9 protein-coding genes are annotated in these 13709 nt (G+C 32.8%); 1 reads left to right on the forward strand and 8 read right to left on the reverse strand.

Features of this window, described 5'->3' with window-relative positions; all coding sequences use genetic code 11:
- Nucleotides 1–111: 111 nt before the first annotated feature.
- Nucleotides 112–585, reverse strand: a complete 474-nt coding sequence (locus tag IPM71_16185) for a hypothetical protein (GenBank protein ID QQS51077.1) — start codon at nt 583–585, stop codon at nt 112–114.
- Nucleotides 586–725: 140 nt separating this feature from the next.
- Here IPM71_16185 and IPM71_16190 point away from each other — a divergent pair, with 140 nt between their 5' ends.
- Nucleotides 726–944 (forward strand): hypothetical protein, encoded by a 219-nt coding sequence (locus tag IPM71_16190; protein QQS51078.1) that lies wholly within the window; start codon nt 726–728, stop codon nt 942–944.
- Here IPM71_16190 and IPM71_16195 read toward each other — a convergent pair whose 3' ends face one another.
- From IPM71_16195 to IPM71_16225, 7 genes are all read right to left on the reverse strand, one after another.
- Nucleotides 945–2027, reverse strand: a complete 1083-nt coding sequence (locus tag IPM71_16195) for a DNA cytosine methyltransferase (GenBank protein ID QQS51079.1) — start codon at nt 2025–2027, stop codon at nt 945–947.
- Nucleotides 2020–3093: a PD-(D/E)XK nuclease family protein gene (locus tag IPM71_16200; protein ID QQS51080.1), complete on the reverse strand. Its 1074-nt coding sequence runs from the start codon at nt 3091–3093 to the stop codon at nt 2020–2022. Before IPM71_16200 ends, IPM71_16195 begins: the two co-directional genes overlap by 8 nt.
- Nucleotides 3090–9134, reverse strand: coding sequence for a DEAD/DEAH box helicase (locus IPM71_16205; protein ID QQS51081.1), 6045 nt, complete (start codon nt 9132–9134; stop codon nt 3090–3092). Before IPM71_16205 ends, IPM71_16200 begins: the two co-directional genes overlap by 4 nt.
- Complete coding sequence (locus IPM71_16210) at nt 9131–11944, reverse strand: hypothetical protein (protein ID QQS51082.1); 2814 nt, start codon at nt 11942–11944, stop codon at nt 9131–9133. Before IPM71_16210 ends, IPM71_16205 begins: the two co-directional genes overlap by 4 nt.
- Nucleotides 11945–12351: 407 nt before the next feature.
- The gene (locus IPM71_16215; protein ID QQS51083.1) at nt 12352–12597 is read right to left on the reverse strand and encodes a hypothetical protein; all 246 of its coding nucleotides are present in this window, start codon (nt 12595–12597) and stop codon (nt 12352–12354) included.
- Nucleotides 12598–12599: 2 nt separating this feature from the next.
- Nucleotides 12600–12878 carry a hypothetical protein gene (locus IPM71_16220; GenBank protein ID QQS51084.1) on the reverse strand — a complete coding sequence of 93 codons (279 nt, stop codon included), beginning with the start codon at nt 12876–12878 and terminating at the stop codon, nt 12600–12602.
- Nucleotides 12875–13597 (reverse strand): HNH endonuclease, encoded by a 723-nt coding sequence (locus IPM71_16225; GenBank protein ID QQS51085.1) that lies wholly within the window; start codon nt 13595–13597, stop codon nt 12875–12877. The genes IPM71_16220 and IPM71_16225 overlap by 4 nt, the downstream gene beginning before the upstream one ends.
- Nucleotides 13598–13709: the final 112 nt, after the last annotated feature.

Here is a 13709-nt window from a genome sequence, read left to right on the forward strand (position 1 = left end):
CCGATTGCGGGCGAATGATTTATCAAGCTAAACGAGTGTTGATGCGGGTGATGAACCTGAAAATTGCGCAACTCTCGGCAGTTTTTTATACCACGTGTTGGGCGCTGCCTTTTATTTATTTACTCGTTTTCTATAAAAATAATTAATTCCCAAAAATGAAAATCCTAAAACGAAACATATTATCATAATAGTCAAAGATTCTTTCTTTTTCATTTCAAATGCAATCAAAATTTTGCCATTCGCCTCAATTTGGTATATTATTAAGTGTTTGGGGAAGAATATTCTTTTTTTATAATAAATCTTTATGAATTCTCCAGGTTTTAAAAAATTTTCAAGTTCTGTGTGGTCAGTAAAAAATTCACTCTTATTGTCATTAAGTTTAATTGCAAAATTATTTCTTTCAATTCTTGTATCATATATCCTATTTTCAATCATTGATAAGTCTTTCAAATCTGCAATTAAAATTTCTATTTTATAAAAAGAGAATCCAATTAGCATTAATCCAAGCATAGGAAATAAAACAAGAGGTCCAAACTTGTATCTATCGATGTAAATTAAATCCGAAATTTTTTTAGAAAAATTCATTGTAGGTCAAGTTTTCGTTTTTTCAAGGTTGCGCCCAACGGATGGCGGTATGAAATCGTTGGGGATTGCGGTCTACTATCCTGTCCAGTTACACCAAACTTGATGCGTGGCAGAATGTTTGAATAACCACCTAAACCCCAATGTTTTATACCGCGTGTTGTATGCTGGGCTTTATTCATTATCAGTTAATTATCAATCTTTTACAATCTAAAATCCGCTCAGTCGAAGCACTGCTGTTCCCGAAAAAATTAGTTTTTAGGGTCGGCAAAAAAGCGGTGGCAAACAGCCAAGCTCTTTTGCAATTTTTGGTTGCGTGTCGGCTTGTGCGAATTGCAAATGTGCTTGGCTGTGTGGGCTGACTATTTGATATTTTCATCAATGAATACTCTTATGGATTTTGCAATGATTTTAGCTAGAGGTACTGGAACACCATTTCCAATCATTTTAAACTTTTTACTTAATTTATCCGGTGTTGTTAATATATAATTATCAGGAACACCTTGCAACCTTAATGCTTCTCTTACCGATAATCTCCGGTTATCAGTGGGGTGTAAATGAACCTCATTATTACCATAGCAAACAGTTGGACTATACTTACCTCTATGTAACTTTTTGAAAGAAGGACGATAAGTATCACCTTCTTCAATTCTCTTAATCTTTTCTAGCTTTTTTAGTTTAAATAATTCTTCTGAATTAGGTATGGAGTCTTCTACTGATTTTGAAACTAAATATTGTTCAACACATAATGAATTAGGTGGAGTTGGCAAATTCCCATTATTCAGAATACGCTTTGAAGGTTCACCCCACTTAAATGACTTTTCTGCATTAGGATATAAAGGAGTTGGCCAATTAAACCAATTTTCACCTTTTTCGATTAATGACTTTTCTAATAAACTTTTTCTTACACCAAATACAAAGAGCCGTTCTCTACTCTGAGGTACACCGTAATGTAGTGAATTTAATCTATTTGTACTTATTAAGTATTCTTCCTTAAATAAATCTAGTATTGCTTCAAATGATTTTTTTGTTTTCTTTAATAAAACGAGACCAGGCACATTCTCCATTAAAAAGAAGTCAGGATGTAAATCCATAATCTTTTCATAGAAATGATAAGTTAAAGTACCCCTAAGACCCTCAAACCCATTTTTAGAACCTCTGATAGAAAAATCTTGACAAGGTGGACCTCCAATTATACCAAATAACTCTTTTTGTGGCAATTTAATCTTGCTAGTATTAATATCGTCTATACTACAAATTTCAGAAATAGTTCTACTTTTACCTGACCAATTACTCATTCCCTCATGATAAAACTGAGCAAAATCAGGGTCTAATTCATTTGAGAATACTATATCAAAACTAGCCTGTTCAAAACCCATATCGAGAAATCCACCACCCGAAAAGAATGAAAGAATTGGAATTTTATGCTCTTTATTATTACTCATAAATTATTGTTGTGTCAGCAACAGAATAAACAAACTCGATTGCTTCTTTTCTTAAGTTATAAATACTTATTTTTTTATTTCTGCTATTATTTAGTTCATCAAATCTTTCAGAGGTGAAATTCTTAATGGTTATATAGTTCGTCCCATTTTGTAAAAACAAACTAACATTTCCATTTTGAAATTTCTTCACATCTTTAATCTCACCCAAAACGTCATTAAAGGAAAAATCAATTTCAAGTTTTTTATGAAAGAACGAACAAGCTGGCCTATATAGGCAATATTTACAATTTTGCTCATTAGGAGTTGCTGAAAATGTTTTTGTACTTATACTATCATTCGTTGCCTTTAAAAGGTTTTTAGCTTCTTCAAAAATTGCTTTACAATCCTCTTCAGAAAATTCAACCGGGAACTTTTGTTTTGCCAAATCAACCAAACTCAAACTTGAAGGAAATATATTTGTGTTTTCAAAAAACAAGTAAGCGTAGAGTTTAAGTTGTTCTTTATATTCATTTTTTACTTCAGAAATTATTTCTCCTTCATCGTCTAAACTCTCTTGTTTAATTGCCCCAGTTTTAAAATCTATTATTTCAACTTCATTTTCATTTTCAATTATCAAATCAATTTTTCCACCTATTAAATTGTCTTGTGATTCAAACCATTTTTCAGTAAGAAATATTGTGTTGCTTAAATTTGTTTGTTGTGCAGTTTTGCTACGCAAATGCTTTCTTAATTGAACCTTTTTTAGTCCGAAATTCTTTAATTTTATTTTAAGCGGAACAAAAAAGTCAAACCCTTTTTTCATTAAATCATCTTCAAGTAAATTAACTTGTTTATCAAACTCATCATTAAAATCATCCTCGCTTTTAACAATACCTTTTGCAATTAATTCAAGCATTTTGTGTAATACTGTTCCAAAATAAGCATTGGGCGAAACAGGAAGTAATGGATTTTTATTAAAAGCCTCTGCCAATAATGATTTATAAGCACAATTTTTCATTGAATAAAATTGGCTTGGGGAAATACGTTTAATTTCCTTAAAACTTATATCTGCAATTTTATTAATCATCTAATCACTAATCTTTCGTAACACCAACCTGGTCTTCTGTGTAAATTGAACGTATCAATGATGCTGATTTTTCCACCACTTTGAGCAACATATTCGTCAATCTCAGCTTTTATTTCAGCCAACCAATTTGCTTCTCTTATATTTCTCAAATCCCAGAATGGGTGAACAACCATTATTATATTTCGTTGGTTTCTACCGAATTTAATAATTGGCAAACCGTTTATTTCTTCAGTATTTGAAAAACCAAAACTTAGAGCAAAATTGTTTCTCAAATGTGTTGCGAACGAAAGCCAATGTTCTAATTCAACGAAACCAAAATTGCCGTCTGCTCCACATACAAAAGTTGAATCGAGCATAACACGAAGTACTGATAAACCCAAACGCCAATCGAGTAAACTATGGTAGTTCATATTCCGGTACACTTTTAAGCAATCGTAACACGCATCAATGCACTTTACTTGATGAGTTTGTGAATGAATTTTTCCTAAATAACTATTTGCTTTACTTGGATTTATTGCTTCGGAAAGGATGTTCACAAAATTTTCGTGCAAATACCTAACAAAGCCAGAACCATTAGGCAATTCATCAGTCAAAATAATTTCAGCTATTCTTCGATTTGTTCCATCATCAAGTACTTTCATTGAAATATCAGCAATTTCAATTTCTGTAGGGTCAACATCAAGTTTATCAGCTAAAGTTCTTTGTAGTAAAAATGCAGCTGAATAATATCCTGAACGAACTCCGTTGCTTTGTGCTTTAATATGTGGCAAATCTGTTTCGCTAAAAAACATATTTAAATCCAGTTCAAATGGAACAGAAGAAGGAGCAATTCTAAAAATCTCAGTATTTTTATTACTTGCTAATGCAATATACTCATCAGCACTTGTTCCATTTTGTTGAACAAACATTGAATTACCATTATTGTCATTTATGTTTGAAGATAAGTCGTTCAACAGCCATTGATTATTGAACCAAAATCCATTTTGATTAAAAGGAAAGGAATTTCTTGTGTTGTATAGTTTCCCTTCAAAAAATCTATCTGAATTTGTATTTACTCGCCAAGTAACATCGTTATCAGAAATTGATATTGTGGAATTGTTTTTTGATTCAATTTTTGCTGAACCTAATTTTTCTGCAAAAATTGGTGGACGTGAAAGTAAAAATTCAGAATCATCTTTTGTATCGCTACCTGCAGAAAGATTTGTTCTGTATGCCTTTGGCGATTTTAATTTGAAAGGTGGTTGATATTTACTTGGATTATCTTCACCACAATTCGGACAAACGCCAAATTGATTTTGGCTTTCCAATTCAATTTTTCTTTCTTCTGAATAAGTTTCAAAAAATCCGCAAGCTCTACAGCGAACACACCATCGATTAAGCGAAAAAGGAAGTTGATTGCTGGTTTCAACGTTAGTTACAATTTGAGTTCCATTTCTGCGAGTATTGATAAAATCACTTGTAAAACCAATAACTTGATGAATAGCCTTGTCTTTAGTTTTTTGTGCCCCCGGTGCAAATTCATATATTGCCATTGATTGGGCTCTGTCAATTGAAAGAGGTTCAAGACGTTGGTTGATACCATGATACAAATTCTTTACAGTAGTTGGCATTCCAAACATAGGTAATAATCCGCCTTCGGCGAATTTTTCAGAAATATCATTCGTTGAAATTTCTTCGTTGTTGATAATACTCTGTGCTTTTTCTATTAAACCATTTTCAGTTATTGTATCAGTAATCCAATTGATAAATTCATCTCTTTTGTTTTGAAGTTGGGGTGTTAATAAAGCATCTATAGTTGTTTGAATAGCTCCACTATTTGTAATTATCCAATCAATTATTTTTGTTTTGTAATTGTTCCAACTTACAATAGAACCAAACTCACCATGAACACTTGATTTTTCATCAGAAGTAATATCAATATCTTTTTCAAAATATGCTCTACGTAGAATTTCTTTTGCAAGTAATCGTTTAAATATTCGTTCTTGCCCCATTGTTAAGAAAGGCGTTGGTGGTGCATCACCGGTTATTTTTTGAGGATTGGCAAAATAAAATTCATCATGACTTCTACCTCTACAAAAAGTTAAAATAACGGAATAGGCTTGCCCCCTACGACCTGCACGTCCAACTCTTTGTTGATAGTTGAAACGTTGTGGTGGCATATTCCCCAACATCACAGCTTGCAATGCCCCTATATCAACACCAACCTCTAACGTTGTTGTTACACTCAACAAGTCAATTGCTTTCACATTCCTGTTTCCTTCATCGGGTAAAATGATATTTCTAAAATGTCTTTGCCTTTCAAATTGGTCGTCTGTTTGTCCTGTTAGTTCTTCGCAATGCAACCTTATAGGAGGTCTTTGTTGCTTAATTGCGTTGAAAGAAAGGTAATTTTCTTTCCAAATATCATCACATATTTTATCAGCTTGTAATTCGAGAGCAGTAACAGAATGAGTACAAATGCCTCCGCTAAAATGCAAGTGTGGTCTACTACCTCTTTGACTTGTCCAAATTGAGTCAGTTGCACGGGCTACTTTTATAAAAAGATTTTCTATTTGAATACCTGTGTCGCCTCTTAATAAATTGCTTAATGAGAGGGTATTAAATACTGCTTCACCTAATTCGTTTTCTTGTTTTGAAAATCTATTTGCAACCGCACGAATGTATCTTTTTACTTGACCGGGAAAGTTACTATATTGAATAAAGTTAAATGGGTCAACATCATCAACTTTGTTGTGTTTGTATTTGTCACCTAAAATTCTGATAGTAGAATTTACTATTTGAAGAAAATCTGTGCTCGCAATTGCTAAGCTGTTTGCTTGGTCTGTAATAACTTGTAATTCAGGATTAATAGTCACATAGCCTAGTGCAGAAGATTCAAATGAATAGAACAATGAACCGAAAAACATTGAAGCAAGTCCACTGAAAGACCCTTCTTTTAAATCGTGTATATAAGTTTGGTCTGCACCTGCTGACCATTGAAAATTTGTAAAATCAATTAGGTCATACCACGGGACAAAATTACTATTTAATAATCTTGTTTGAAGTGAAATTTCGTTTCCTCCTGGGTTAATACCTAAATCAACGAAGTGTTTAATAAGTGGTGCAAGGTTTACAGAATTGGTAATATCAACTAAATCTCGAACATTTACAATTAAAGAACGATAAGCATTTATTTTTGCAGTAGCTTCTTGTTTCTCTCTTAATTTGTTTGAATTATTTCCATTGTAATTTGAGTTATCAATAAGGTATTCAATTTCATCAAAAATTGATGAAACTTGTTGTTTGTATTCATTTTGTTTTGCCGTATCGCTATTATCAAAAGCCCCCACAATCTGAAAACGTAACATTAAATTTTTGTGCAATTCATCAACTAAAATTTCTCTCATCAAATCTGTAAAATGATTCCTCTCAATGCCGTTTGCAATCTGCGCAGCATCTTCACGACTATCAGAAAACACAACTAATTTTCTTTCGGCTTCGTTGCTTGGTAATTGATACATTAACTCTTTTGCAAACATTTGAGTTGTTTTGGCAAAACCGGTTCTGAAACCTCGAATTGAGGAAGTTTTGCTTTTATTCCAATCCTGTCTTCGTTTTTGATGATTTACACCGCAACCAGGACAAACACTTGGCAAAGCTTTATGTGTTTCTGTTGTGGGAATGTTTCCATTTGAATCAGGCAAAGCAATATCTATAGTTGAATTATTATCTGTTATGGTAAAGTAATATCCTTTAATCCATTGAACCGGCTTTTCATTTGCTTTAGTATGTTGAAATTTTAAATCGCCTGAAATACTATTAAGTGATGCAGGAATCCAATTCGCCTCAAATTCACCTTGATTAAAACCATTAAGAGTTGGCTGTCTCCAATAATTTTGAGAAATTCCAGGTTCAGCATCATGTTGTACAAATTCCTGCTTACCACATGGCCAAAAAACTGCATATTCTTGATAACTTCTTTTTTCTACTAGCTTGGCAGGTGTTTTTTCAGGAATGCCTTCAATATTTGGACTGATTGGCAACAATTCAAAAGAATGAATATTAGTTTCGTCTTTTGCAACTAATCGACTTCCTCCAAAAAATGTTGTTCCGCAATTATCACAATAGAGTAACTCCAAAACTCGATTTCCATTTTCTGAATTTATCCGAGTTGTTGAATAAAGTTTGCCGTTTGTCCTTTCATTATCTGTATAAATATCATCAACATCATCAGGTTTTACAGATGCCCAAATTCCTTCAATGTTCCTAAAGAAATAATGAAATCTAAAACGTGGCAGTTTTCTCTCATCAGGAATTGATTTTGCAATGGTCTCAAATTCTTTCTCATCTAGCATTGCTCTTACAATCAACAAACCACGCAAGGCATTTTCTAAATCTTCTTTTTTGGTTGCGTTTTCAAAAATTATTTCAGCAAAATATCTTCCGTCTGCATCATCACCGGTTGCTTGTATTGAACAAACTGCTTTGTAATTTGGGCAAGGCGAAAACAATCGTTCTTTCAATTGAAAGTCTGGATTGGTAATAACTGAAAGTAATTTTGAAATCCCATTCTCACTTACTGTAATGTTAAAAGACCGTGCAATTTCTGTTGCTATTGTCTCGCAAGTTGAAATAAAACTTGTATTTGCAATATTTCCTTTTACTTCTGTAAATTTCTCTGAAATTCCAACAAATGGCTTAATTGGAAGTTTTCTTCCATTTTCTGGAAATGGTGTAATGGGATTATTTTTCCCTTCGATGATTTTAAACTTTTGTTGAAAATTGTTTTGACTTATTCCAAAAAAATCACATACAAAGTTTTTACTCGCTTCATCTCCGGCTTCCAATGATGCACTTGAAGCTAATATTCGTAATTGGGGGTGATTGGGGTGTAAACCTAAACGGTTTAGTACAAGTTTAAGTAAATATGCTACCTCAGTTCCTTGGGTTCCTCTGTATAAATGTAGTTCGTCAATGATTAAGTGAAAAATATTGTTTTCATTTTCTTCTAACCATTGCCTTGTTTCATCAAAAATTCCTTTGTCAATATCGCGCATTAGCATAATGCTCAACATTGAATAATTTGTAATCATTATATCAGGTGGTGCAACTTGCATATCAAATCGACTGCGCATTTCTGCTCCATCTAAACGTTGGAAAAATGATTTTAAATCTTTTGCTTCGCTTCCTGTTTTACCTGTTTGCTGAATATATTGAGCTACACGGTTTGAATCAGTTTCAATTTGTTGTAATTGCGATTTGAGCTGGTTTACTTTTTTCGTGTTAATTGCAAGTGTTCCATCTTCTTTAACTTTTTTTAATTCTCCAGCAACTGGTGAACTTCCATTGTATCTACCAAAATAAATAGCATTTCCATTAGTGTTCTGGTTTAACCAAGTTCTTGTATCATCAGAATCTAATGCTTTTCGCAAACGACTCATTTGGTCTTCTACCAAAGCATTCATAGGATAAAGTATTAAGGCTCTAACTCCAGCTTTTCTTGTTTCATGTTGGCGTTGACGTACAGCATTACTCAAAGTAAAATTTGAATTATTAACAATTTCGCTTACAGTAAGTCCTCCATTTTCTATCCACCAATTATTTACACTTGTAGATTTTAAATTTGGTGTTTGCCAATTTGTAAGCTCTTTTGAAAGTTGAGCAAATAATGGAAGTAAAAAAGATTCTGTTTTACCTGAACCAGTACCAGAAGTAATAATACAATTATTTCCAAGTAATGCTTGTTTCAACATTTCAGCTTGGTGAGAATGCAAAGGGAAATTTCCAACAAGCCCAGTATTTACAAGACCTTTAAATACCTGTAATTCAGTCGAATTCAATGCGTTTCCTAAATCTTCAGTAGTTAAATCATTAATTTTCTTTCCACTTGAAACATAATCAGGCAAAGGCTCAATCCAAGGTTTTCGATAAAACACCTTATCGTAATTCAATAAATCATAACGTTCTTTTTCAACTCCTTCAAACTTTGTCCCAAATGCTGTTTTTATATAGCGAATAAAGTTTTCTTTTATGGTTTCAAACGAACCGATAGGGTCTTTCATAATGTCTTATTTATTGCTGTTTGACCTAATTTTAACTTAAATAAATTTTGAGTGAAAATTCCTATTACATTTTCAAAAACTCTATATTTTTTGCCGCCTATTTCTTTGAAATCTGGCGCTAATCCGGCTAATAACATAATAGCTTCTGACAGCAATCTTGGTAAAGGTGTTTCAATAGGAATGGCTACTTTTTTGCTAGTACTATCAAACAAAATCACATTTTTATGATAATGCTTTAACGCTAAAAATCTTCCCCAATTCAAATCAACTTGGTAACACTTATTATCTCTCCATAATTTGTGCTCATATGTGTACTCATTCAATTTATATTCCAGAAGTGAAAATGATTTATCAAAATCTAGGGTTTCACTCTTCTCAAATCTCAACGTTTCAGGATTAAAAATATATCTTGCCCAATCATAATCATTTTCGTCAATTTCCTGTAAAGAGTTTTCGTAATCCGAAATGTTTGAGGAGAAATCTTGAAGTGCTAATTGTGGGAAGTAGTCGTTTGAAAATATTATTTTCAAAGTATCCGCCAATGCTTTAATATTTCTTTCTCCATAATTTTCACTTGCTGTTCCAAATGCTTTTATGATAATTGCATCTGGTAAGAGTAATCTTTCATTTGAGTAAAATTGTTTTACAATTTCTACTTGTAAGTTATAATCCGGTGCAGTATTTACTATAGATTCAATGAGTCCATAATCTCTTGCGCCAATTAGTAAAACCTTTCTTCCTTGTACAGTCGGGATAAAAATAAACTGAGGAGAATTAAGAACAATATTTTTTGTTTCATAATTGTAGTCAAGTATCCCAATGAAATCATAAAAATTCAATGATGCTCTTTTGAGTTTTGTTAAATTGAAATTTGAATTTACTTGGTATTCTGAAAATTCTTTTGAGTAATAAAATTCAAATGCTCTGAAAAAGTCTTCTGTTGTAAGTACACTTTTCAACGAAAGGAAATCACAAAGTTTATTTCCGTAATGACTATTCAGAGTTGCTTTTGATATATTCGTTGCTATTTGATATGTTATTGGTGTAAACATCCAACTTAAAGCACATGAATATCTTTTGCATGATGACATTGGATTGACGATATTGCTACCAAAACAGTATTGCTCCGCATTATTTGTAATGTATCTTCCAAAGGAATCTCGTTTCGGTAACTTAGAATCATCAATTTTTATGGCTGAATTTTCTGATGAAATCAGATTATAAGCAAGTTCATTTCCTGAAAAATTTTCGTTTTCAACATTTATGTAAAAATCGGTATTAATCGCTGTATTTTCGGGTAATAACCAACGATTATTTAGTGAAGTTTTTTTACTTAGAAATATTTTTTCCTCTGTTCCTTTGTATTGAAGATAAATATTTTCATTACCGTCTGAATTTACAATCTCAACTTCTGGAAAGATGTCATTGAAGTAAGTTCTGAAATTCACTTTCAAACCACCAACTAATTCAATTCGTTTTTCGGTGTAAAGTGTTAGAAGCGAAATTTCAGAAAGTCCTTGTGTTGGATTGTGAAACCAAAATAACGAATAGTTTTCAGGTAAACCTTCAAAATCTTCTTGTTTAAAATTTCCTTTGTTAAATGTTTCTCCCCATTCTTCAATAATTGATTTTTTATCATTTTTGCATAGCAAATACATTCGTTCTGTTTTGGAAAGAAAATCTGTTTCAATCCAAAAATCATTGCTCAATTGAAACATTCCTGCACTCACGAATAATCTTACATCCCGGTCAGGAAATTTAGCAATCCATTTATTAAAACTGTCTTTTAATTCAAGCCCTTCTTTAAATTCCAATGGAAGTGTTTTTGACCAACCGTTAATTTCATACAAATTTTCGTATTCTTTAAATTTTAAATCTACAGGATAGTCGTTTTGAGAACGAATCCTGTACGAAAATTTAATTTCTTCTTCATTTGTATTTACTTTGAACTGAAGAAACAAAGGCGCAATTGTATAGTTCCTTTTTCTTCTTGTAATTGTTCCTTCTTCAATTTCTTCGTGTGTTTCACCTGTCCATTTTTTGTATTGGCGTTGTATTGTCTGAATAATGGAATTTGACAACTCATCATCTTTTTTCAGAAATTCTAATGTGGTTTTCGGAATTAAATCAGTTCGGCTGTTTTTTATTTTTTCCTTTATAAAGCGGTCTTCATAAAACGTATCAGGTACTAAACCTATGTATTCAAACAATTCCGGTAATCGATTTAAAAATTTGGGTGGCAATACGCATTGAGAGAAAACTTTCCCTACATAAACCCAATTAGCGTTTGTAAATGGAACAACATTGAACAGACCAAAATCACCATTGTTTTTATTGTTTGCCCAAATCGCTAAATCTTCCCACAATAAATTTATTTGATTGTTTCTAAAATCAGTTGTGCCAATGCTTTCAATTATTTGATGATTTTTCAAAAAAGCATTAAGTCTACCATAATAATTATTGGCTCTTTTATCTTTGATATCAACGTTTTCAATTAATGGAAGTACAAGAAAAACTAAATATGAAATATACGGTGGATATTTTATTTCTATGGAATCAATACTTTTCAAACTTCGTTTATCATATGCATATTTGGCTCGTGCGATTACATTACCTGTTGCTCCAGGTAAGCCAATCCTTATTTTATTAACAAAATTTTCCCAGATTTCATCTTCAGTTTCTTCCCTAAAATATTGTTTCGCAATATTGATAATATCAATCTTTGTTAGATACAAATGAATATCTTTTCCTGCGTTTTCAGGATTGAAAAAGTATTCTGATATTGTATTATTCCATTCGAGATATTTCATTATTTTATTTAAAGGATTTATTGGTGATTATCGATTTGTGGGTCGGCAAGATTGCACTCTTTTGCAAATTTTGGTTTGTGCGGCAGCATGTGTGATTTGCAAATGTGTGCAATGTGCGTTGGCTTCCCAAACTGTCCCGAAGGGCAGAAGCGCGGGGGCAAAAACTAATTTTTTCTTGCACAAACCTCCAATCAATGCTCTTTTTCTGTCTGTATGTTTTTTCAATTAACTATCAAATTATCAATGTACTGCTGTTTTTCCAGCCTTGCATACAACGTTTAGTATATGAAAAGTAGGCGTTTTCGAAGCACGAAACTTTCCGTTAAGCACAAAGTTTGATACGAGCCAAAAACCTTGAATGTAGCACTGTTTCGCCTATTTTTTATATACATTGTTATGCCCTGGCTTTATATTTTTCTATAGGTTTTGGCGACTTTTTCAATTCTGTCTTGCGTAATGCTATTTGGCATTGCTTCATAGTCTTGAGCAATTTCTCTTGACATTGAAATTGCTCCATTATCAGATAGTCTTACCGAAAAGCCAAAACTTTCGTTTATAAAATGCTCTTGATAATATCCGATTTCAGGTTCAATTGCTCTTGCAAGATTGGTCAAGCCTATAACTCCATTTTTATACTCTTCTGTTTTAGTCATCGCTAATGTAGTTTTGTGCCGAATAATTTATTCACTTTGTCCATTTGCTTCGAAATGTGTTCTGCGATATACCCTTTACCGTACAAATAACTCAAAGCAATTTCTCTCACTTCCTGCAAGGTTAAATTGTTGTTACTCGCAAGTTTTCTTAAATCTTTTGCTCTTTTTTCATCCGAAGGGTGTCCTGCAAAAATTCCATCAGCTGTTCCGAAGCAACCGCCAATTCGAGTCCTTATTTCGTCTATAGTGTCGTGTCTTGCAATTTTTTCTTGGTCTGTCATATGTCTTTAATTTTAATTTTCAATTCTTCTATTTTAATTGGCGGATTTGTCTTGTGTAGCATTGCGTGGCAATTAGGACAAACTGGTCTCAAGTCGTTAATTGGGTCAACTTGGTAAGTTCGTCCAATATCCGAAACAGGAACTAAATGGTGAACGTGTATAAATCCTTTTCCTAAGTCGCCATATTTTTTTTCAAAATCAAATTCGCAAACAGAACAGACTGGCTTCCAATGTTCAATACATTTCTTTCTTGCCTTTGGATTACGCTCATATGTGTTTACTAAAATTGTTCTTTTCAGTCCTTCAGTTAGGGTTGCTTGTTCATCAATCGGGATTTCTTCTGGATATTGTTCTTCTCCTGTTAATCCTGTTTCTTCAAGTGCTTCTGAAAGTTCAGGTCTTAGTTGCCAAATAAAAAATGGCTCTTCGTCCCAACCGTTAAAAAACAAGTCCCAATACTTAAATTTTCTTGTCGAACGTTCCGTGAAGTTGATTTCATAATGTTCCGCTATTCGTTTGGCATATCGTCCAATTTCTAAGTTTAATGGACTTGAAGTGTTTTTTCCTGTGTAACCGAGTAAAAGTCCAATTTGACTTGCTGGAGCTTTTTGCCCTTCAAAAGAGTAAAGCCCTTGAAATATGGCAATATCCAAATCCTTTGTGATATTCTTGTCAAGAAGAATTTCAGTCCATTGTAATATTGTTAATTCAGTCGGCATTGTCTTTTTTTAGCTTGGGCATAACGCCCAGCAGTATGCGCAGTGCGGGAACTTTGAAATGCCCGACTGTCAGAACTACTGAATGTTAATTGCTTGTACATGGCTCAAATAT

The sequence above is a fragment of the Bacteroidota bacterium genome, assembly GCA_016699695.1.
GTDB lineage: Bacteria > Bacteroidota > Bacteroidia > Bacteroidales > UBA10428 > UBA10428.